General features: G+C 70.2%; 17 protein-coding genes, 1 tRNA gene and 1 pseudogene. 14 read left to right on the top strand and 5 right to left on the bottom strand.

The window, feature by feature from the left end:
- The 3 genes and pseudogenes from G448_RS15940 to G448_RS0108905 all read left to right on the top strand — a co-directional run.
- Positions 1 to 292: pseudogene (locus G448_RS15940) on the top strand (hypothetical protein); the annotation flags it as partial.
- The gene (arcC, locus tag G448_RS0108900; protein ID WP_026407698.1) at positions 289 to 1,260 is read left to right on the top strand and encodes a carbamate kinase; all 972 of its coding nucleotides are present in this window, start codon (positions 289 to 291) and stop codon (positions 1,258 to 1,260) included. The pseudogene G448_RS15940 and the gene arcC, both read left to right, overlap by 4 nt.
- Positions 1,261 to 1,395: 135 nt before the next feature.
- Positions 1,396 to 1,941 (top strand): arginine repressor, encoded by a 546-nt coding sequence (locus G448_RS0108905; protein WP_034494912.1) that lies wholly within the window; start codon positions 1,396 to 1,398, stop codon positions 1,939 to 1,941.
- A gap of 215 nt (positions 1,942 to 2,156) precedes the next feature.
- Here the strand turns inward: G448_RS0108905 and G448_RS18135 are convergent.
- From G448_RS18135 to G448_RS0108915, 3 genes are all read right to left on the bottom strand, one after another.
- Positions 2,157 to 2,245 (bottom strand) — tRNA-Ser (locus tag G448_RS18135).
- Positions 2,246 to 2,357: 112 nt separating this feature from the next.
- Entirely contained in the window at positions 2,358 to 2,987 is a 630-nt protein-coding gene (locus G448_RS15945; RefSeq protein WP_051268831.1) for a DapH/DapD/GlmU-related protein, read from the bottom strand.
- Between the two features lie 1,492 nt (positions 2,988 to 4,479).
- Entirely contained in the window at positions 4,480 to 4,911 is a 432-nt protein-coding gene (locus G448_RS0108915) for a nucleoside deaminase (RefSeq protein ID WP_051268843.1), read from the bottom strand.
- Between the two features lie 232 nt (positions 4,912 to 5,143).
- Between G448_RS0108915 and betT the strand changes: the two genes are divergently transcribed.
- Entirely contained in the window at positions 5,144 to 7,366 is a 2,223-nt protein-coding gene (gene betT / locus G448_RS0108920; RefSeq protein WP_026407701.1) for a choline BCCT transporter BetT, read from the top strand.
- 454 nt (positions 7,367 to 7,820) lie between these two features.
- On the opposite strand, the gene G448_RS0108925 is transcribed toward betT, so the two are convergent.
- Positions 7,821 to 9,176: an FtsX-like permease family protein gene (locus G448_RS0108925; RefSeq protein WP_026407702.1), complete on the bottom strand. Its 1,356-nt coding sequence runs from the start codon at positions 9,174 to 9,176 to the stop codon at positions 7,821 to 7,823.
- Positions 9,173 to 9,949, bottom strand: a complete 777-nt coding sequence (locus G448_RS15950; protein WP_051268833.1) for an ABC transporter ATP-binding protein — start codon at positions 9,947 to 9,949, stop codon at positions 9,173 to 9,175. The genes G448_RS0108925 and G448_RS15950 overlap by 4 nt, the downstream gene beginning before the upstream one ends.
- 143 nt (positions 9,950 to 10,092) lie before the next feature.
- Between G448_RS15950 and G448_RS15955 the strand changes: the two genes are divergently transcribed.
- The 10 genes from G448_RS15955 to G448_RS0108985 all read left to right on the top strand — a co-directional run bounded on the left by G448_RS15955 (position 10,093) and on the right by G448_RS0108985 (position 22,598).
- The gene (locus G448_RS15955; RefSeq protein ID WP_084436584.1) at positions 10,093 to 11,688 is read left to right on the top strand and encodes a sensor histidine kinase; all 1,596 of its coding nucleotides are present in this window, start codon (positions 10,093 to 10,095) and stop codon (positions 11,686 to 11,688) included.
- Between the two features lie 240 nt (positions 11,689 to 11,928).
- Positions 11,929 to 12,684: a response regulator gene (locus G448_RS0108940; protein ID WP_026407703.1), complete on the top strand. Its 756-nt coding sequence runs from the start codon at positions 11,929 to 11,931 to the stop codon at positions 12,682 to 12,684.
- 1,195 nt (positions 12,685 to 13,879) lie between these two features.
- On the top strand, positions 13,880 to 14,518 hold the full coding sequence (gene upp / locus G448_RS0108950) for a uracil phosphoribosyltransferase (protein ID WP_026407704.1): 639 nt from the start codon (positions 13,880 to 13,882) through the stop codon (positions 14,516 to 14,518).
- Between the two features lie 279 nt (positions 14,519 to 14,797).
- The gene (locus G448_RS0108955; protein ID WP_026407705.1) at positions 14,798 to 15,901 is read left to right on the top strand and encodes an ABC transporter substrate-binding protein; all 1,104 of its coding nucleotides are present in this window, start codon (positions 14,798 to 14,800) and stop codon (positions 15,899 to 15,901) included.
- On the top strand, positions 15,901 to 16,932 hold the full coding sequence (locus G448_RS0108960) for a FecCD family ABC transporter permease (protein ID WP_026407706.1): 1,032 nt from the start codon (positions 15,901 to 15,903) through the stop codon (positions 16,930 to 16,932). The genes G448_RS0108955 and G448_RS0108960 overlap by 1 nt, the downstream gene beginning before the upstream one ends.
- Positions 16,929 to 17,783 carry an ABC transporter ATP-binding protein gene (locus tag G448_RS15960; RefSeq protein ID WP_245572264.1) on the top strand — a complete coding sequence of 285 codons (855 nt, stop codon included), beginning with the start codon at positions 16,929 to 16,931 and terminating at the stop codon, positions 17,781 to 17,783. The genes G448_RS0108960 and G448_RS15960 overlap by 4 nt, the downstream gene beginning before the upstream one ends.
- 36 nt (positions 17,784 to 17,819) lie before the next feature.
- Positions 17,820 to 19,229, top strand: a complete 1,410-nt coding sequence (locus G448_RS0108970) for a hypothetical protein (RefSeq protein WP_026407707.1) — start codon at positions 17,820 to 17,822, stop codon at positions 19,227 to 19,229.
- Positions 19,230 to 19,778: 549 nt separating this feature from the next.
- Positions 19,779 to 20,252, top strand: a complete 474-nt coding sequence (locus G448_RS0108975; protein ID WP_026407708.1) for a hypothetical protein — start codon at positions 19,779 to 19,781, stop codon at positions 20,250 to 20,252.
- A 401-nt stretch (positions 20,253 to 20,653) separates the two neighbouring features.
- A complete protein-coding gene (locus G448_RS18140) occupies positions 20,654 to 20,836 on the top strand; it encodes a hypothetical protein (protein WP_156910989.1) in 183 nt (60 codons plus the stop codon).
- Between the two features lie 370 nt (positions 20,837 to 21,206).
- Positions 21,207 to 22,598, top strand: coding sequence for a MalY/PatB family protein (locus G448_RS0108985; protein ID WP_026407709.1), 1,392 nt, complete (start codon positions 21,207 to 21,209; stop codon positions 22,596 to 22,598).
- Positions 22,599 to 22,705: the final 107 nt, after the last annotated feature.

The following is a 22,705-nucleotide window of genomic DNA, read 5'->3' on the forward strand; positions in this document are numbered from 1 at the left end:
CACCGCCAACCCCGACGTGAAGTTCCTCCACTGCCTGCCCGCCTTCCACGACCGGGCCACCACCGTGGGCCAGGACATCTACGACAAGACCGGCATGAACGGCCTGGAGGTCACCGACGACGTCTTCGAGACCAGCACCAACGCCGCCTTCGACCAGGCCGAGAACCGCATGCACACCATCAAGGCCGTCATGGTCGCCACCCTGGCCGATCCCCCCTACCCCACCACCACCGGCACCACCACCGGCACCACCGGCGCCGACCGGGAGAACCGCGAGGAGGACGCCCGATGAGAATCGTGGCAGCCCTGGGCGGCAACGCCCTGCTGCGCCGCGGCGACAAGCCCGACGCCGACACCCAGATCCGCAACGTCCAGACCGCCGCCGCCCAGCTGGCCGCACTGGCCGCCGACCACGAGCTGGTCATCACCCACGGCAACGGCCCCCAGGTCGGCGTCCTGGCCCTGCAGTCCGCCAACGACCAGCGCCTGAGCGCCCCCTACCCCTTCGACACCCTGGGCGCCCAGACCCAGGGCATGATCGGCTACTGGCTCCTCCAAGCCATGCAGAACGCCCTGCCCGGCCGCCAGGTCGCCTCCATGATCAACCAGACCCTCGTCCTGGCCGACGACCCCGCCCTGGACAACCCCACCAAATTCGTCGGCGAGGTCTACACCCGCCAACAAGCCGACGACCTGACCGACCAACGCGGCTGGACCCTCAAACCCGACGGCCCCCACTGGCGCCGCGTCGTGGGCTCCCCCCAACCCCAACGCGTCATCGAGACCCGCCTGATCCGCACCCTGCTGCACACCGGCGCCATCGTCATCTGCGCCGGCGGAGGCGGCGTCCCCGTCATCCGCAACACCCACGGACGACTCCAGGGCATCGAAGCCGTCATCGACAAGGACCTGACCGCCGCCACCCTCGCCGAGCACCTCGAAGCCGACGCCCTGCTCATCCTCACCGACGTCGACGGCGTCTACACCCACTACGGCACACCCCACCAACAACACATCCCCCGCGCCACACCCGCCACCCTCAGAGCCCTCAACCCACCCGCCGGCTCCATGGGACCCAAAGTCGAAGCCGCATGCCGCTTCGTCGAACTCACCGGAGACATCGCCGCCATCGGCCGACTCCAAGACGCCCACACCATCCTCAACGGCACCACCGGCACCATCATCACCCCCGCCGGCAACTACGGCCACCCCAACGACCTCCAACCACCGCACGAACCACCACACGAGTTTATCGCGTAGGCTTCGCACAGGTATCTATTACGCAACGCAGTGTCTAGGAGGAGGAGATGAGACCGACGTGCGTCCGGAAGGGCGGGAGTTCCCCGCGCCTCCCGGACGCACGTCGGTCTCGACCATGGAGGTTCCGTGAAAATCATGTCACCGCAACAGGATGTTGATATCGCGGCCCGTACACGGGCCGCGCGGCGCCGCTTGATCGAGCGGATCATCAGCACGACCCGCATCCACTCGCAGCGCGAGCTGCAGCAGATGCTCGTGACGCATGGTTTCACCGTCACCCAGGCGACGCTGTCGCGCGATCTCAAGGCGATGCGCGCTTCCAAGGCCCGCACTGCCAGCGGGAAGCAGGTCTACGTCCTGCCCGAGGCGGGCGCCCCCGGGCAGAAGCGCCTTCCCGACGACGCCGAGGTGCAGGCCGACCAGCATCTCGCGCATCTGGCCGAGGAGCTACTGGTCTCGGTGGCCTGCGCCCACGGGGACGTCGTTCTCCAGACGCCGCCGGGCGCCGCCCAGCTGATGGCGGCCGCCGTGGACGACGCGATGCTCCCCGGCGTCCTGGGGACCATCGCGGGAGACAACACGATCCTCATCGCCACGACCGGGGACGCCACCGGCCTCGCGATCGCTCAGCACATCGCCTCGCTGTCGGATCGCACTCCCGAGAGCCCCGGTCCTCATTAAGAGGGGATCTCACGAGCAGCGCCCCCGTATGACGCCGTCGGGCTCGACAAGGCCCTGGTGAAGGGGGCGACGCGGGCTCCGACGAGGCGGGCCCGCGTCGGGCCGCGCAGCGCGGGGCATCACATCCCGCGCGGAGAGGTCGGAGCTCGACCCACCCCATCATATTCCGCGCAGGAGAATCGAGGTCCCGGACCCCTCCGGGCCCGGGACCACCGTGGCGGTAGCGCTGGGATTCGAACCCAGGGTGGCTATGAACCACACAGACTTTCGAGATCTGCACCTTCGGCCGCTCGGACACGCTACCTCAGAGGTCGAGAGTACACGGCAGGCGGCATCCGCCCCAATCCGCTGCGGGTGCGAAGTCGCTCACGGGGCCGGAGCCGCTCGCTCGGGGCCTCAGCCCCGCTCCCCCAGTCTCAGCCCGCGGCCTCCCCGTCGTCGGCCTCATCGACGGCCCGTCCCGCGTCACCGGCCTCATCCGCGGTGAGGCGGCGGATGACCTTGGCGGGTACTCCACCGACGATCGTGCAGGGCGGCACGTCGCGCGTGACGACGGCGCCCGCCGCGATCACCGCGCCGTCGCCGATGGTCACCCCCGAGGTGATGACGGCCTTGGCCCCCACCCACACATCGGAGCCCAGGCGGATCGGCGCCGGATGGGTGGTGGCGCGGTCCGCCACGGCCAGGGAGTGGTCGAGGGTCGCCATGACGACGTCGTGACCGATGAAGCAGCGGTCCCCGATCCAGATGCCCCCCTGATCCTGGAAACGACATCCGGAATTGATGAAGATCTGCTCGCCCAGGTGGATATTGGCGCCGAAATCGGTAGTGAAGGGCGGGAAGAGGCGGAAGGACTCGGGCACTGCACGACCGACGATCCGCTCCATGAGGTCGCGGATCTCCTCGGGGGAGCGGTACCCGGTGTTGAGCTCGGCGGTGAGCCTCTGAACCTCGGCGGCGCGTCGGCTCTGGAAGACGGCAGCGGGGGTGCCGTCGCGCACGGGCAGTCCGGCATCGACGTGCCGGAGGAAGTCGGCCAGTTCCATGGGGCTCCTTACGTCTCGACACCGCGGATCTTAGCGGGCGGTGGTTACGATCATGGCACTCGCCCGCGCGGCGCATGTCAACACCGCGCCGAGATCGGTCGAGTTCCGTGTCGAGATCGGTCGAGTTCCGCGCCGAGATCGGTCCAGTTCCAGCTCGAGATCGGTCGAGTTCCGTGTCGAGAAGTGAACCCGGACCGCACGTAGCACATACGACGGGGACACGCAACGCCGCAAGACCTCGGCACCCCGGCCGTGCCAGTCAAAAGTTTGACCAGAAACCGCGCACATACACGCCCTCCCCATGAACACCGTCATACCGGATTCACAAAGCTAATGCCTGAATATGAGAGCCTTTTCGCAAGACGATCACGCCCTCCTCCCATCCGGTTGAGCACGAGCATCAGCGAGGTTTTTCGTCCCATCGTGCGTGAGGGTGCGGTCGGGGTCGGTGGGTGCCGGTGGTTCGGCGTCTCGGGGCGTGTGGTCGTACCCGAGAGCGCGTGGTCGTACCTTAGAGGGGCTCTAAGGTACGACCGCGTGGAGTTGCGTACGACCGGGAGCGCCGGGGGTACGACCGCGTGCGGTGGGGTACGACCGCGCGGGGCCTATGGAACTCAGCAGAACCCATGCCGGCGCCGGGACGGACCCAGCGGGCGGACGACGCGGCGCGAGCCGGCGCCCTCCGCGGGTACGACGACGAGCGATCCCGGCCGGCAGAACGCCGCAGGCCCGGGACCCGCCGAGGTGAACTTGCGTGCGTCACGCAAGCGTCGCAGGAGGACGACGCAGCCCCGGGGCCGGCACTCGCACCCGCCCCGGGATCGTCAACCAGCACCCCGACGAGAAAAGACCCGAACAACCGTACGCACCCCACCCACCACACCCCCGCAACACGAGGAACCGGCTTTTCTCAACGGACTCCGGGGCAGCTCCCGCCAGCGAAGGCGCTACGAGCGCGCTTGGAGATCGATGGAATGGGGGAAGAATGCGAGCATAAGAAGGGGGCACCCCTTGAAAACCTCCGTGAACCGCAAGAGCGATACACCAGCGCCGCAAATCCGCATCGGGCCATCGCACGCACCCCGCGAGGTCCTACCACGTATCGCACGGTCGTACGCGCTCCTGCACGGTCGTACCTTGACTGCCCCCTAACGTACGACTGCGCGGATTCGAGAACGACCGGGCGAGGAGGATTGCGGTACCGCTTTCAAGACCACCTTCAGCGCAAGGATCCGTTGAACTACCAGGCCCGCCTCCGGGGACACAGCAACGGACATGACCCCTTATCCATCGATATCATCAACCCTTTTTATCACACCATTATACCAATAGCCCCCATCCGTTAGAGCGATATAGGAGCATCAGGCCCTTCATCCCCTCGATGAGACCGGACCGATCTCGGCACGGAACTCGACCGATCTCGACGAAAAAAAAAGGGGGCGCACGGCCCTCGCCCCGCCACCCCCACCACCCCGCCGTCAGCACCGCCCCCTCACCGGCGCTCGACGAAGAAGCGCCGCAGCAGCGCCTCGGACTCTCGCTCGCGCAGCCCGGACACGACCTCGACACGGTGATTGGCGCGCGGATCGCGCAGGACATCGCGCACAGAGCCGCAGGCCCCGGTTCTCGGCTCCCAGGCGGCGAAGACCACACGCACGACCCGCGCCAGCCGGATCGCCCCGGCGCACATGGTGCAGGGCTCGAGGGTGACCACCAGCGAGCACCCCTCCAGCTGCGAGTCCCCCAGCGCCGCCCCGGCCGCCCTCAGAGCCAGGATCTCGGCGTGCGCCGTGGGATCGCGGGCGGTCCGTGAAGCATTGGCGGCCTCCACCAGGGCGTCGTCGTCGGGACCGAGGACGACGGCGCCCACGGGCACCTCCCCGGCTCGGCCGGCGGCGGCGGCGAGAGCAAGGGCGCGATCCATGGCGGCGCCGTAGCGCGCCTCGACCAGACCAGTGCTCACCCCGCCAGCCTGCCGGAATCCGAGATCTCGTCAAAATGTGATCTACTTCATATTCAATGCGGGAAACCATAAGCCCCACGCAGCCTCCGACCCGCTTCTTCCGGCGAGAATCCGCCACTTCCATTTGCTCTCCGCGCCCGCACCTGCAAGGCTTTGGCGCTGTCATCACTATGGTGAATGGAGTCACATCAGCATGGAACCGCCAGCGAACGGCAAACCCGACCCCACCGGCTCGGACGCCACCGACCTCGACGTCGAGTCGCCCACCGTCCCTTCCCCCAACCCCGCCCCAACGGATCCCGACCCCTCTGATCCCACCGACGCCCCTGATACCCCCGATCCCTCCGGGCAGCCCATCAACTGGGGCGTGTTCATCGCCTCCGCCCTCATCATCGCCGTGGTCACCGCCGGCGCCTTCATCGCGCCGTCGGCCGTGCAGAGCGCCTTCGACACCGCCGTCGCCTGGGCCGGGAAGTGGTTCGGCTCCTTCTACATCCTGCTCATCACGGCCGCTCTCATCTTCGTCCTCCTGATCGCCATGAGCAGGTACGGGCGCGTGAGGCTCGGCCCCGACAACTCCACCCCGGACTTCTCCACCTTCTCCTGGGCCGCCATGCTCTTCGCCGCCGGTATCGGCACCGGCATCATGTTCTTCGCCATCGCCGAGCCGGTGGCCCAGTACATGAAGCCGCCCGTCGGCGAGGGCCAGACCATCGAAGCCGCCCGCCACGCCGTCGTCCTGGCGATCTTCCACTACGGGATCTCCGGCTGGGGCGTCTACGCGATCATGGGCATGGCCATGGCCTACTTCGCCTACCGACGGCGCGATGCGTTGGCGGTGCGGTCCACACTGCGCCCGATGCTCGGCCGCCGCGTGGACGGCTGGATCGGCGATGTCGTCGATACCGCGGCGCTCGTCGGCGGCGTCTTCGGCATCGCGGCATCGCTGGGAGTCGGCGTCGTCCAGCTCAACGTGGCCCTCGACATCCTCTTCGGCATCCCCCAGGGCATCGGCGCGCAGATCGGCCTGATCGCGCTGTCCGTCATCATGGCGACGATCTCGGCCACCACCGGCGTGGACCGGGGAGTGCGCGTGCTGTCCAACATCAACGTGGTCCTCGCCATCGGCCTGGCCCTGTGGGTGCTGATCACGGGAAACACGGCCTTCCTCATGGACTCGCTCATCCAGAGCATCGGCGACTTCATCTACCAGTTCCCGCAACTGACCCTGGAGACCTACGCCTACGACCGACCCGAGGAGTGGCTCAACGGCTGGACGCTGTTCTTCTGGGCCTGGTGGATCACCTGGGGAGCCTTCGTCGGCATGTTCCTGGCCCGCATCTCCCGCGGCCGTACACTCCGCGAGTTCATCTTCGGAGCCCTCGTCCTGCCCTTCTCCTACGTGGTGATGTGGGTGGCGATCTTCGGCAACAGCGCCCTGGAACTCATCCGCTCGGGCAACGAGGACTTCGCCAACACCACCATCACCAAGCCCGAGCAGGGCCTCTACCTCCTGCTCGACGGCGCCGGGGGGAAGCCCGTCATCGCGCTCGCCCTGTTCATCGGCATCCTCTTCTACGTCACGAGCGCCGACTCGGGGGCACTGGTCATGTCGAGCCTGTCCAGCCGGATCAAGGGCGAGAGGGAGGACGCCGCCCCATGGCTGCGGATCTTCTGGGCGACCCTGACCGGCGTGCTCACCATCGCCATGCTCATAGCAGGAGGCATCACCATCCTCCAGCAGGCGACTCTGGTCATGGCGCTGCCCTTCAGCTTCATCCTCGTCGCGATCATGGCCTGCCTGCTCAGGGCCCTCCGTCAAGAGGCGACCCTCAACCTGGCCCGCTCGCGCGCCTACCGCAACCGTCAGGTCGGCTTCACCGGCACCGCGGCGGGGATGCACCGCATCTCCTGGCGCGACCGTCTGTCCCATACCTTCGCCCACGTCAGCGCCGAGCGGGCCCAGCGGGCGCTGGACCGGCGCATCGTGCCGGCGCTGGAGGCGGTGGCGGCCGAGCTGGAGAAGGAGAGCCTGGACGCGGAGGTCTACGTCGAGGGAGAAGAGGCCAACGACCCCGACGACGAGCGCAATTACCTGGGACGCGCCACCCTGCTGGTGACGGACCCGCACAGCGAGGCGCGCGACGGCGAGTTCGAGCCCGAGGTCCTCGAGCGGGCGGACGGGCACCGGGTCTTCCGCTACGTGGTGCGCATGGTCGAGGCTCCGGCGCCCTCCTACGGGGGCGGCATGAACGAGGCCGACGACGTCACGGTGCGGCTCGAGGTGCGCCTGCGCGGCGGTGGAAGGGGCTACGACATCATGGACTGGTCCGCCGACCAAGTCGCCCATGACGTCCTCGACCACTACGAGCGCTGGCTGGAGTACCTGGGCACGAGCGAGACCGCGTACAGCTGAGCCGCGGGCCATCGAGCCGCAGCGCCGTCCCTCGCCGAGATCGGTCGAGTTCCGGCTCGAGATCGGTCCGGTTCCGCATGCTCAGCAACGAGCCCGGCCGTCCGGCTCCGCTCCACGGACGATGACCCTGCGTGGCCGTACCCAGCGGCGCGCGGTCGTACCTTAGAGGGCTTCTAAGGTACGACCGCGCGCCATAACGTACGACCACGCGAGCCCAGGTACGACCGCGCGGTCCCGGGTACGACCGCGCGAGCCGGCCGCCCCCCCAAGGACCGAGGTTCTCCGAGTACTTCGCCACCTGGATCGGTGCCGTACGCCCCTATGCAACGGGCCGCCGGCTCAGGCGGCGAAGTGCGCGCACGACCCGGCGGCCCGGCGCCCCAGCGGGCCACGCGCACGACCCGGCGGCCCGGCGCCCCAGCAGGCCACGCACGACCCGGCGGGAGGACCCCGCTCAGTCCCGTGCCCGCAGGGTCTGCCCGACGCTCTGCCCACTGCGAGCGCGGGAGGAGACCACGACGGCCAGGCAGGTGGTGACCAGCGTCAGGCCCGTGACCACGCCGAGCTCCACCCGCGGTGCGCGGACGAGGACGTCGGACACCGTCAGGCCAGCCGCGCCTCCCAGAAGCGGACCCGCCACCGTGAGGGCGAGGAGACCGAGGACAGCCGCGGTGAGCGCATGGAGAGCCCCCTCAAGGACCTGCGCCGCGAGCACGCCGCCCTCGCGAGCCCCGGCGGCGCGCAGCAGGGCGGCGTCACGACGCCGTCTCCCGGCGCTCATGGCGATGACGGCGACCCCGCCGCTCCAGGCCACGACGAAGGCGAGGCCGAACATGGACAGGAAGCCCTCGGTGGACACCGAGGCGAGGCCCAATGACCTGCCGCTGAAGAGGACGGCCACCAACCCGATCGCCACGAGAAAGGGCAGGACCGTGGCCGAGGAGCGACGCGACTCCAGGGCAGCGGTCCGCACGGCCACCTGCCACGCGGTACCGGGGACGGGCAGGGCCGCGAGCGCCCTCTGCAGCCAGGGGACGATCCAGGGCGTGAGCAGGCATATGAGGACGACAACACCGAGGGAGCCGAGGGCGGCGGCATCAGCGGCACCGTCACTGCCGGCGCCCGCGGTCCGAATGGTCAGCCAGGCGGAGACCGCACCCGCGCCGACCCCGCCCACTGCGGCCAGCCGAAGCAGGAGGCCGAGGACGCGGGCAGGACCCCAGCGCCGTTCCTCGTCACCACGTCCGCGTAGAAGCGCGAACTCGGGGGCGCGCGCGGCGCGCCGGGCGGCGCCCCAGCCGCCGATCATGACCGAGCCCGCGACGATGAGCGCGGACCACAGCAGATCGACGGGTTCCCACCGCGGCACGGTGCCGGCCAGGGCGACGCGCTCATCGATGAGGAGGGGCAGCATGAGGCGGGCGACGAGCACGCCGGCCGCTGTGCCGACGAGAGATCCGAGGGCGCCCACGACGACCAGCTGCCCGAGGACGACGACGCGCAGCACGATGGGCCGCATGCCGAGAGCCCTCCACAGGCCGTGGTCGCGTTCGCGCTCGACGACGGCGAGCGCGCTGGTGGAGGTCAGCACGGCCACCGCGGCGAGCACGACGGAGACGATGATGAAGGTGGTGACGACGGAGGCGGCCTCGATCATGCTGGCATCAGCCGTGGCGCGGGCGGAGTCCAGGGAGCCGCGCATGACCATGAACTGACCGGCCACGCAGGCCCCGGTGACGACGGCGACGGCGACGGTCCACGTCCAGGTGCCGGCGTGGCGGCGCAGATCGGCGAGGAGGAGACGCGTCATCGGAGAGCCCCCTCCCGCCGTCCCATCCGGCTCGGGCTCCCGGCACGGGCGGCGAGAACGGCCCGGGAGACCGCATCGGGGTCGCCGCCGGGCAGTTCGCCGACGATCCGGCCGGAGTCCATGACCAGGACGCTCTGGGCGCGCGCGGCCGCCGCGGCGTCGTGAGTGACCATGAGAACCGTCGTCCCGGTCCGGCGCAGCCGGGCGAGCCAATCGAGGACGGCCGCGCCGGAGGCGACGTCGAGAGCGGCCGTGGGCTCATCGGCGAAGACGATGTCGGGGCGGGAGGCGAGTACGCGGGCGATGGCGACTCGTTGACGCTCGCCGCCGCTGAGCTGGTGCGGCAGATGGCGCGCCTGCCGGCTCAGTCCCACGCGTTCCAGGGCGGCGTCGACGTCTGCGCGGCTCAGGGGTCTGCGCCGAAGTCGGCCGGGCAGGGCGACGTTGTCCCGGACGGACAGGGCGGTGACGAGATTGTCCTCCTGGAAGACGAAACCGATGTGGTCGGCCCGGAAGCGGGCGGCAGCGGCCGGACGCAGAGCGGTGGTCTCGGTGCCGAGGACGCGGACGCTGCCGCTCGTGGGGCGATCGAGCCCGGCGACGCACTGGAGGAGGGTGGACTTGCCGCACCCGGAGGCGCCGACAAGGGCGGTGAAGGAGGCGTGCGGAAGGGCGAGGTCGACGACGTCGAGAGCGTTGACCCCGCTGCGCCGATGGCCGGGAACGGGGTAGGTGCGGATCATACTGGAGGCGATCACGGCAAGAGCATTCATGGTCCGAGGGAACCCGGGGGATGCGGATCCGGTCACTGGTGGTCGGGCCCGTTCTCCGCGATTCCATGTGGTGGACCCCGGTCCACCGTGAAGGGGCGCTGGGACCAGTGACCAGAGGCCCCGGGTTCCGTAGCGTCGCCCCCATGACGTCGACGGACCGGACCGGCCGAGCCGGCGAGCGCACTGGAACCGCCGGGCCCGCCGCTTCAGATGGACCCACCGCATCAGGTGGGTCGGCCGAGCCGGCGGGGCGCACCACTCCGTCCACGTCGGCCGGGCCGGCCGCTTCAGGCGAGCCAGCCGAGTCGGCGGCCTGGGCGGGGCCCGCCTCGGACGCGCTCATCACCCCGGCAGAACCCGCCGACTCAGCCGAACCGGCAGAACCCGCCGCTGTTAACCCGCACCTGCGTCGCGTCGTCCTCATCGTCGGCGAGATCGTGCGCGCCGCCCTGTGGATACCACTGCTCATCGCGCTCATCCCCCTGGCCCTGGCCTTCCACCTCGTGGTGCCCGCGGCCGCCGCGACCGAGCGAACGATCGCCCGAGCAGTGGGCGCGAAGGCGCCCTCGGCACGGCTGGGCGCCGCGCAGGCGCAGCACCCGGGGCGGCCACGGGGCAGCGCCGGCCGGACCCGAGGGAGCACCCCGCCCGAGGGCCTGGGGAGATGGCTCGCCTCCCGCGTGACCAGATCGGCATTCTGGCGTCAGGACCTGCCCCTGTGCCTGGGCGCCCTCATGCTGACGACGGTCGGCTTCTTCCTGACGACCATCGGCGGGCTGCTGGCCATCACCTGCATCGCGATCCCCTTCATGGCCACCCCCGATCGGCCGATCCGGATCAACGCGTGCGCCGTGCACGTGGTCGGCGCGAGAGCGGGGGAGATCTGGTGGACGGCACCGATCGGCGTCGCCGTCCTGGTTCTCACCCTGGCTCTGCTGCTCGGATTGGGAGCTCTGCGCACGCGAATGGTCGAGGCCCTCTCCGAGAACCGGCAGGCGAAGCGCATCGAGGCGCTGACCGCCGAGGTCGGTCACCTGACGGCGGGGCGGGCCACGCTCGTCGACGCCTTCGACGCCGAGCGCGCCCGCATCGAACGGGATCTGCACGACGGCGCCCAGCAGGAGCTCGTCGCCCTCGCCATGGCCCTGGGCACGACCCGTCTGCGCACGGAATCGCTGGATGCCCTGGGACGGACGGGAGAGCTGCGCGCCGACCTGCTCGCCGACCTCGACGTCGCGCAGGATCGCGCTGAAGCGGCACTGCGATCGCTGCGCGAGACGGTGCACGGCATTCGACCGGCCGTCCTGACCGAGCGGGGCCTGTCCGCAGCGCTGCGCGATCTGGCGGGGCGAGCGCCGCTGCCGACGACGGTCCGGATCTCCGACGACGCGATCGACCGCGGGTCGGTCTCCTCGCCGGTGTCCACGACCGTCTACTTCGCCATCGCCGAGGCCCTGACCAACGCGGCCAGGCACGCGGGCGCCGGGGCGCGCGCCGTGGTGGAGCTCGAATGCGCGGCGGAGGGCCTGACCGCCGTGGTCGCCGACGACGGGTGCGGCGGGGCGGAGGCGGTGACCGCCGGCTCGACGGGGCTGCGCGGCATGGCGCAGCGGGTGGAGTCCGTGGGCGGGGCGCTCGACGTCGTCTCCCCCGTCGGAGGCGGGACGACGCTGACGATCACCGCTCCTCTGATGCCGCCGTGGGCGACAGGAGAGGACGCGGCGAGGGGCGGCTTCTGAAACGCGGCGTCGCGCTGTCGCGGTGCACCGGCCCCGTGGCAGCAGAGTTCGACGGGACGTCGGGATCATCTACGGGCGCGCAGACGGACCGGCCCCGTGGCAGCAGGGCCCGGAGCCCTCGCGAATGCGCGGCGGACGGGCCCGTGTCGATGGTCGAAGGGCCCGCGGACCGCACCGCGCGCACAGCGCCCGCGATGGACGAGTTCGCAGAGGTCGATCGCGGACAGGCACTATGAACGCATGAGGATCTTGCTCGCCGACGACGCCGTCCTGCTCCGCGAGGGTTTGGCGGGACTGCTGACCGCAGCGGGCCACGAGGTGGTCGCCCAGGTGGCCGACGCCGACGCGCTGCGCGCCGAGGTCGCACGACTGATGGCGGAGGGCGAGCCTCCGGATGCCGTGGTCACCGATGTGCGGATGCCGCCGACGAGAACCGACGACGGCCTGCGGGCGGCCATCGACCTGCGCGCGTCGCACCCCGGGTTGCCCGTGGTGGTGCTCAGCGCCTATGTGGCCGGGCCCTATCTCGGCGAGCTCCTCGAAGGGGACGACGGCTCGGTCGGCTATCTGCTCAAGGAACGGGTGGGACGCGTGAGCGACTTCCTGCGCTCCCTGGATGTGGTGGTCTCGGGCGGTGTCGTCATCGACCCGGAGGTTCTGGCTCACCTTATGACGGCCGGGGCGGGCACGGCGCACAGCACGGCCGGGGCGGGCACGGCGCACAGCACGGCCGGATACGACGAGGCAACCGTTCCTCCCGCTGGTCGGGAGGAACGGGACGGTCCGCAACTGGGGAGACTGACCCCGCGGGAGGCCGAGGTCATCACGCTCATGGCGGAGGGACTGTCCAACAGGCAGATCGCGGAGCGGCTGGTGCTGTCCGACGGAGCAGTGGCCAAGCACGTGGCGAATGTCTTCCTCAAACTGGACCTGCTGCCGGGAGAGGAGAACCGGCGCGTGCGGGCGGTGCTCACCTGGTTGCGCGCCCACGCCTGACCGACGGCGGCCAACAGCGTCCGGGCGCCGGACCCGGTGCAACTCCTTCGTCGAGATCGGTCGGGTTCCGGCTCGAGATCGGTCGGGTTCCGCGCCGAGATCGAGCATCCCCTGGATCCGGTGCAACTCTGCTGCACACCGGATCACCCGCTGACCTCATCCGACGGGAACCGCCGTCGTACCCCCGGAGTCTCATCGCGCAACCCCTGATGGCACTGGTCTTTGGTACCCACCCGCCCCGGCATCGCACCGTCGTCATCGGAGTGAGGCGCCCACGGAACTCATGCCCTTGACGCCCACCGCGGCAGCACTCCACGTCGGCACGTTGGTCCACCATCTGCTCACGCCCTTGGCCGACCGAACCCTCCCCAAACGCCATCACGGGTATGGCTCCACAGAACTCGCACTCTTGGCGCCCGGACCTGCCGGGCTCGCCCTCACCGGCCCCGGGGTCGTCTCCTCTGGCCCTCAGCAGAGAGCCCCACCGAGCCCGAATGAGATGTGAGTGAGCTGCCGTTTCCTCGCCTCGCGGCAGGGGCAGGACCCCGCCGCCTCCACCACCGACCGCCAGACGTTCCTCGCCCCATGGCAGGGGCAGGACCCCGCCGGCATTGGCGTAGATGAATGAGTCGGCTCCCCGCACCTTTGGCGGGGGATCGGGCCGGAAACCGGTCAGTCGAGGCAACGCGAAGGCTGATTCGCTGGATTCTGGTTCGGACCGTCCACGCGCTCCCGGAGCCGGGCCGGTCGTCCGGTACTGCTTCGCGGCGAGAGCCCCGCGCGGTCGTACCCTTTTGCGCGCGGTCGTACTGTTCTCCGCGCGGTCGTACCCTTCCGCGCCAAGTCGTACCTTAGGGAGGCTCTAGGGTACGACCGCGCGCCCCCGGGTACGACCGCGCCCCCCCGAGTACGACCGCGCGCCCCCGAGTACGACCGCGCGCCCGCAACCAGGCTCCGGAACCACCCGCGATGCCCGCAGACACACCGAAGGCCACGGCGCCCCGCCCACAACCGCCGCGAACATGTGACACAACCCGAGCCCGAATAAGTCTCATGGAAACACGACCGCGTCACGGAGCCGCCCCGCCTCGCCGTCGCCACCCCGCCGGAGCCCCCCCCATCGAGCCCCGCCCCGCCACCGCCGACGACCGCGGTTCGGCACGTCCGAGGGGCTCGTACACCGTAGGCTGACCCCATGCGTCTTCACGTTGCCGATCACCCGCTCATCGACCACAAGCTCTCCGTTCTGCGTGATCGGACGACGCCGTCGGCGGTATTCCGCCAGTTGGTCGATGAGCTCGTGACCCTCCTGGCCTACGAGGCCACCCGCGAGGTTCGCACCGAGAGAGTCGAGATCACCACCCCGGTCGCGGTCGCCCACTGCCTGCGCCTGTCCGAGCCGCGGCCCATCGTCGTGCCCATCCTGCGCGCGGGCCTGGGCATGCTCGAAGGCATGACCCGCCTCCTCCCGACGGCGGAGGTCGGCTTCCTGGGCATGAGGCGCGACGACGACACCCTCGAGGTGGAGACCTACGCCAACCGCCTGCCCGACGATCTCTCCGGTCGCCAGTGCTTCGTCATCGACCCCATGCTGGCCACCGGCCACACCCTGGTCGCCGCCATCGACTACCTGCTGGAGCGCGGCGCCCGCGACGTCACCGCCATCTGCCTCATCGCCGCCCCCGAGGGCATCAAGACCCTTGAGACCGCCGTGGGAGGTCGCGCCAACGTCACCGTCGTCACCGCGGCCGAGGACGAGCGGCTCAACGAGCACGCCTACATCGTCCCGGGCCTGGGCGACGCAGGAGACCGGCTCTACGGCATCGTCGACTGACCCCCGGCCGCCCACCCGAGCACGGCCTCGGGCCACCGCGAGCCGCTTGGGGGCACGCGACGGCGAGACGAGGCGGAGCTCGCCCAAGCCGCCGCCCCCACGAGCCACCGGCCATCGCGGCCGCGGGCGACGAGAAGGCCCCCAAGCCGCCGCACCCGGGCCGCCAACCCGTCATCGCCGCGACCCATGTGCTGACGCACCGGCGCCCTTGTTAGGAAAGCCTTACGTATCATAAAGTTCGGGCACTCGCCGTTATCCGCTCGTGTCCGAAGGGCCCCTATGCAGCTCTCCCGCAAGCACTTCCTCCTCGCCTCCCTCACGGTGGCCACGGGCACCGCCCTGGCCGCCTGCTCGCGCGCATCGAGCCCGGGCCCCGACGACGGCACCCGCACGATCACCGACCACGGCGACAAGCAGGTCACCCTGCCCGCCACGGTCACGCGCGTCGCATTCGATCAGATCCCGATCGAGTCGACCTACCTCGCCTACTTCGACGGCTCGGCGCCCAACCTCGTCGGCATGAGGCCGGACCGGGTCTCCGCCCTGAGGGAGACCATCGCCGCCCGGATCGCCCCCGAGATCCTCGAGGTCGACACCTCCTACTACGACAACGGCGAGCTCAACACCGAGTCGCTGCTGAACCTCGACGTCGACGTCGTCTTCTACAACGCCTTCAACGACAAGCACGGCCAGATGTTCGAGACGGCCGGCATCCCCGCCGTCGGCTTCACCACGAAGGGCGACCCGACCAGCACCTACGCCGACTGGATGCACCTGCTCGAGGACGTGTTCAACGAGCCCGGCAAGATGACCGACAAGATCGCCCTGGGCACCGGATACGTCGAGGACGCCCAGGCGCGCGCCGCCCGGGTCGCGGAGGCCGACAGGCTCTCGGCGCTCGTGCTCATGGGCGTGGAGGGCGGCCAGCCCGTGGTGGCCGCGGGCACCGAGGGCTGGTTCACCGACTGCTGGGCCAAGCGCATGAGCTACAACGACGCCGCCGAGGGCACCGAGGGGTCCCGCCTGCAGATGACCCTCGAGGAGGTCCTCCGCCGGGATCCCGATTCCATCCTGGTCACGGGCAAGGGCATGAGCAACCTGACCGCGGCGGACGTCCTGGCGGGAAGCGTCGACGGCGTCGACTTCACCCAACTGACCGCCTACAAGAACAAGGCCGTCTACTCCACGGGGCTGGGCATGTGGAACTGGTTCACGCCCAACCCGGACGCGCCGCTGGCCGCCTACTGGGTCGGCTCCGAGCTCTACCCCGACCAGTTCGCCGACATCGACCTGCCGGCCCTGACCAAGGACTACTACCACCGGATGTACGCCTTCGACCTCACCGACGAGCAGGTCGCCACCATCATCGATCCGGACGCCTGATGCCGGCGCCCCTCCTGCACCGGGGTCGCCCGAGCCCATGGGTCCTGCCGCTTCTGGCGCTCCTCGTCCTGGTCTGCGTGGCCGTGGCCATCATGGCGGGACGCTACGGGATCGGCCCGGGGAGGATGGTGGAGGCCATCGCCGCCCGCGCCACGGGCGGGGTCTCCTCGGATCGGAGGGCCGACTCCGTCGTGTTCAACCTGCGACTGCCCCGCATCACCGTCGCGGTCCTCATCGGATCCGGGATGGCGGTCTCGGGCGCCGCCTTCCAGTCGATCTTCTCCAACCCGCTGGCCACCCCGGACACGCTCGGCGTGGCCTCGGGGACCTGCGTGGGCGCCGTCGTCGCCCTGCTGCTGGGCCGGGGGATGACCGGCGTCCAGCTGACGGCGCTGGTGGCGGGCCTGATCACGGTGACGATCACGACGACAGTGGCGCGCCGGCGCGGCGGCGGGACCGACGTCGTCACGCTGGTGCTGGCGGGCGTCATCGTCTCGGCCCTGGTGGACGCCGTCCTGTCGATGCTCAAGCTCACCGCGGACCCCACCAGCGAGCTGCCGGAGATCACCTACTGGCTCATGGGCTCCCTCTCGGGGGCGTCCTGGGGGCAGATCGCCATGGCCACGCCCTTCATCCTCGTCGGCTCCGGGGTCATCGTGGCCCTGCGCTGGCGGCTCAACGTGCTGGCGCTGTCCGAGGACGAGGCGAGGGCGGCCGGCGTCGACGTCCGCCGCCTGCGCATCGTCCTGATCGTGTGCGCGACGGTCGTGACCGCCTCGGTGGTCTCCCTGTGCGGCCAGGTCGGCTGGATCGGGCTCATCGTGCCCCACGCGGCGCGGATGCTGATCGGGTCCGACAACCGGTACCTGATCCCGGTCTGCCTGCTGCTGGGCGCGAGCGTCATGATCATGATCGACACGATCGCGCGCACCCTCACCGCCTCGGAGATCCCCGTCTCCGTGGTCACGGCGCTCGTGGGGGCACCCTTCTTCATCACGCTGCTGCGCCGCACGGGCGGGGTGCGGACGTGAGCGCGCGACTGCGGGTCCACGACGGCACCTTCCGCTACCCGGGAGCCCCCGCCCCGATCCTGGAGCGCATCGAGGTCGAGGTCGACGACGGCGAGCTGCTCGCGATCCTGGGGCCCAACGGCGCGGGCAAGACGACGCTCCTGCGCACCATGCTCGGCCTGCAGAAATGGGAGTCCGGAGCGACTCTCCTGGACGGCGTGGATCTGGCGACCCTGTCCCCCAGGGAGATCGGGCGCCGGATCGCCTACGTGCCGCAAACGCGCAACTCCACCGCGACGGGTCTGTCCGGGGTGGACATGGTGATGCTCGGACGCTCCCCCCACCTGCCGCTGCTCGCCCAGCCCGGGCCGCGGGAGCGAGCCATGGCGGAGGAGGCGCTGGCGGGCATCGGCGCGGAGGCGCTGGCCCTCATGCCGTGCCGGACGATGTCCGGCGGGCAGTTCCAGATGGTGCTCATCGCCCGGGCCCTGGTCGCCGAGCCGGAGGTGCTGGTCCTGGATGAGCCGGAGACCGGCCTGGACTTCCACAACCAGCTCATCGTCCTGGACCTGCTGCGCACACTGGTCCACGATCGGGGGCTGAGCATCATCATGAACACGCACTACCCGGCGCACGCCCTGAGCATCGCCGACCGCGTGCTGCTCCTGGACTCCCGGCATCGCGCCGTGTCCGGTCCGACACGCGAGATCATGGATGAGGCGACGCTCGCCCGGGTCTTCGATGTCGAGGTCTGCATCGGCCAGCTCGATCACGGCGGGGAGTCGCTGACGACGGTCGTGCCGGTGCGGGCTCTGCGACCCGACGCCGGCTCCGCGGCAGACGCCGGTTCTGCGAGCGACGCCGGCACGTAGATCACGATTCCGTCTCGATCGCATACGATCGACCCCATGAGTCCGCCCGCACCCGCGCCCGATCACCGCCCGCACCTCGACCTGCGCACGGCGGTCATCGCCGTCCTCATCGGGGCGCTGACCCTGGGAGGAGTCGTCGGGGGCGGACTGCTGGCCGCCGGAGACACCAACTACGCCCAGCCTCCCATGACGGATCGCACGCGCTCCCCCACCCCGTCGGACTCGTGGGCGTCGGGCTCGACCCAGCAGTGGTCCACGGCGATCGACCCGGGCGCCTCCATCTTCACCTCCCCCGACCACCTCTTCTCCGTCAAGACCGACGGCGAGAACACCCAGAGTTCCACACTCACCGCCTACACCATGAACGACTCCGGCCCGTCCACGGCCTGGACCGCCACCGTGGACACTACAGGAGACACCGTCGCCACAAGCGGCGCCAGGAACAACCCCACCATCTACCCCGCCTTCCTCACCTGGGGCAAGAACACCCTCATCCACGGCACGACCCTCTACGACATCACCACCGGCGACACCACCGACGCCCCATGGCCCACCGACGCCGTCCCCGTCGTCGCCGGCGACACCGTCATCGCCTGCCAGAAAACCACCTGCGCAGGCTACCGCGAAGGCGACACCACCCCCGCCTGGTCCTCGGCCGTCAATGACCCGGTGAAGAGCCTGCTCACGAACTCAGAAACCGATATCGCCGCGGGCATCATCAATGATGCCCACAATTACGCGACAGTATACACCCGGGTCGACGCGAAATACGCCATCATCGCCCACCATTACGTTTTCAACATCGACACCGGTGAATTCATCAGCCTCTCCGTGCCGGAGGAAAATCCCGCCGTTTACGCCGTCACGAGCACCACTGAGGGATGGGCCATCTCCTCGGCTCATTCCGATGTGCTGTCGGGGACCTCCGATGAGTGGCACATGTCCTTCTACGATATAGACGGGGGAAAGCCCAAATCGACGGAGATCCAACGCTCCTTCGGGGACAACACCAGGGTGCTGCGCCTCCCGAGCCCGCGCACGGCCGAGGATCTCAAGAAGATATGGGTCAGAGGTGACCTGAGTGCGGCGGCCGGGACAATGCCGACGGTCGGCGCCACCGGCGAACCCCACTGCGGGCAGAGCATCTCGATGACGGGGGGCGCCACGATCGACCTCACCGGCTTCGACAAGAACGTCTTCCCCTGTTTCAACGATGAGACCACCCAGGTCTCCGACAGTGCGAAGGTGGTGATGGTGGGCACGGCCCAGATGACGAACAAGACCCCCTTCTCACTGATGTTCGACTCCGCGACGGGCGAGCGGATCGCCTTCGAGGGGCTGGACCCGGACAACGGGGCCCTCTTCGACGTGGTCACCCCGAAGCAGATCATCGGCTACTCCCCCGCGGACGGCACGCTCATCAGCTACAAGCCCGCCAACGGGTGAGCCACTGGTCCGCCGCCCCCTTCGCCGAGATCGGTCCGGTTCCGCACCGAGATCGGTCCAGTTCCGGCTCGAGATCGGTCCGGTTCCGCGCCGAGATCGGTCCAGTTCCGGCTCGAGATCGGTCCGACGACGCCGCGCCCGGCCGGACGAGACGAGCGTCGCATAGGACCTCCCCCTGGAACGGGAGACCTCATACGATGACTGCATGACACAGGCGTATCCGCCCTATCAGCCGGCGCCCTCCGACGGTCCTTATCCGTACCCCTACCCGCCGTCCGGCTCCGGTGCGCCCGCGGGAGGCTGAGGCGGTTCCCAACCCTCCTACTCCCCCTATCCCCATCAACCTGCACCCGAGCAAACGCAGGGCCCGCAATACCCTCAATATTCTCACTATCCGCAATATCCGCGGCAGCCGCAGCAGCCGCAGTACCCCCGTACCAGCAGGCCTACCCGCAGCCGATTCCGCCGGGGCCGGTACCGGGCGGCGCGCCCGCGCAACCGCCCAGGCAGCGCACGGGACTCATTGTTCTGATCATCGTCCTCGTCGTCATGCTGACGGCGGGAGGCGGCACAGCCGCCTGGTGGTTCCTGCTGCGCGACTCTGGGAGCATCATCGACCCGAATATGGTCGTGCCCGCCGACGACTGGGCCGCCGGGGCGAAGCGGACGGGGTCCTCCACGATCAAGAAGGACGCCACGATCGCTGTGTCTCCGAACGGAACGTTCCTCGTCGCACTCTCGAAGGACTCCTCCGGCATCGGTCGATCGAGCAGCGGTGCGACGCTCACCGGCTACTCCCTGACCGGCGGGCGGGCGAGTGAGTCCTGGAGCGTCAAGGTCGAGATCGCCAGCATCATGGAGACGTACATCGTGTTCTGGGACAACGACACGATCGTCGCCGACGGCCGGCTCTACGACGTCGCCACCGGTGACCACCGCAGCGCGCCCTGGAAGGGGGCGGCGGTCATCGTCAACGACCTCGCCCTCAGCTGCGAGAGCGGGTCCTGCTCCGCCTGGAGGTAGGACGGCAGCAGGGCGTGGAGCGTCGATGCCACCGAGGAGGCGAACGTGAGCGAGGGCGTGATCGTGCGCAGCGGCAAGCACTACGTCGTCGCCGTCGGGGAGGCCGACCGCGACCGCGCCCACCCCCGACCGTCTGGGCCGGGGCCATTCCCCCCCCCTTGACGAGCTGACCGCCTGGAACACCGGCGTCGACGACGGGATCCCCGAGGACAAGCGGGTGGGCGAGTACACCACGAAGGAGGCGAGCTGCATCTCGCGGGTGCCCCTGGACGACGGGCCCTCCTTCGCCGCCCCCGAGGTCCACGTCTATGAGATCCGCTCCTACAACACCGGCCTGGACGAGGACTGCAGTAGCCCGCACGCCGCTGCCACGAGCAGGAACGGAATCGTCACATTCAGCGGTGTCGGAAGCCACCCGCAGGACGACGTTCTGCGCCATGGTCGACGCGAAGAGTGGGACGACCATCGACGTGCCCGGTCTCGACCCGTCCGAGGGGGACTACCTCGTCTTCGCCGATCCCCGCACGGCAGTCGGCTACTCGCCCCGCAACGGAGCCCTCACCACCTACACGCCCGCCGGCTGAGCGCGCCCGGCCCGGCGACCGGCCCCCTGAGCGCGCCCGCCGCAGCCGAGCGCGTTCGCCGCGGCTGGCGCCCCGCCGCACCAGCCGCTACTCTCACCCCATGAACGCCACGACGCCCACGACCCGTGCCCTGCCGGTGCGCGCCCTGGTCACGCGTCGAATGCGCATGCGCTGACAGCGCCAGCCGTCGCTGTAACCCGAGTAACGGTCAGAGTCCGAGCACCGCTCACCGCCTGCTCGTCGTACTCCGCGGCCCCGCCCGCCCGGCGGCCCCGTGTTCGTCCCCTCCGTTCGTCGCACGCCTCTCGCACGCGCCCGTCCCGCCGCCCGACGGCGCCCGCCGCGTGCCGGCCCCAAGGATCCGTCAGCCATGTCAGTCCATTCAGTCCATGCCCTCTCCCCCGTCCCGGCGACACCGTCCCTCGCGACCGCCCCGACTCCCGGTTCGCCCTCCGACGGCGCCCGCCCCGCCGCACCGCCTCCTGCGGCCCTCGCGACCTCGACACCCTCCTCGGCGGACTCCGTCGTCTCCCGGTTCGACCTCGTCCACGACCGCACCGGCACCGGCAGCCTCAAGTGGGACTTCGCCGTCGAGCGCGGCCGCCCCGCCTCCGCCCTGCCCCTGTGGGTGGCGGACATGGACCACGCCACTGCGCCCTGCGTGACCTCGGCCCTGCTGTGGCGGGTGCGCCACGGCATCTTCGGCTACTCCGAGCCCGACGCCGCCTACGACGCCGCCCTGACCGGCTGGCTCTCCCGCCGCTACGGCTGGCGGATCGACCCCGCATGGAACGTGGTGACCCCGGGGGTCGTCCCCGCCCTGGCGACGGCGGTGCGGGCACTGAGCGGCCCTGGCGACGCCGTCGTCATCGAGGAGCCCGTCTACTACCCCTTCCGCGAGGTCGTGGAGGCCAACGGCCGTACGGTCGCCTCGGTCCCGCTGATCCGTGACCCCGACGGCGCCTACCGGCGCGACATCGCCGCCCTGGAGACGGTCCTGGAGCGCACCGGCGCACGACTGCTTCTCCTGTGCAACCCGCACAACCCGATGGGGCGCGTCTGGTCGCGCGACGAGCTCACCGAGCTGGCCGAGACGACCGCCCGTCACGGCGTCGTCGTCGTGGCCGACGAGATCCACGCCGACCTCGCCCTGCCCGGACACCGCACCACTCCCCTCGCCTCGCTGGGGCAGGAGGTAGCCGCCCGCACGGTCACCTGCACCTCGCCGTCGAAGGCCTTCAACCTGGCGGGCCTGCAGGTCGCCAACATCCTCATCCCCGACCCGGCCCTGCGCGCCCGCTTCCGGGCCGAGCTCGACGCCGCCGGCTACTCCCAGCCCAACGCGCTGGGGCTGGTCGCCTGCCGGGCCGCCTACGAGGGCGGCGACGCCTGGCTCGACGAGCTGCGCGAGCACATCGCCGCGGCCCGCGAGCACGTCGTCGATCGTCTGGCGTCCGTGCCCGGCGTCGAGGCGGTGCCCGGAGAGGGCACCTACCTGCTGTGGCTGGACTGCACCGGTCTGCTCGCGGCCGCGGGGCTGGCCCCCGACAGGCTCGACGACGTGATCCTGGAGGAGGCCGGGCTGTGGCTCGACGACGGCGCGATCTTCGGCGCCGGCGGGCGGGGCTTCACCCGTATGAACGTCGGCTGCCCGCGCGCCACGCTGGATGAGGCGCTGAACCGCCTCGAGGCCGGCGCCGCGGCCCTGCTCGCCCGCCGAGCAAGGCAGGCCCGGCGGACCGGCACTGCACCCGCAGCCTGATTCATCGAGATCGGTCCGGTTCCGCACCGAGATCGGTCCAGTTCCGGCTCGAGATCGGTCGTATTCCGCCACGAGATCGGTTCAGCACCGCGCCCATTCCCAGAAGG

The organism is Actinomyces gerencseriae DSM 6844, from assembly GCF_000429265.1.
Taxonomy (GTDB): domain Bacteria; phylum Actinomycetota; class Actinomycetes; order Actinomycetales; family Actinomycetaceae; genus Actinomyces; species Actinomyces gerencseriae.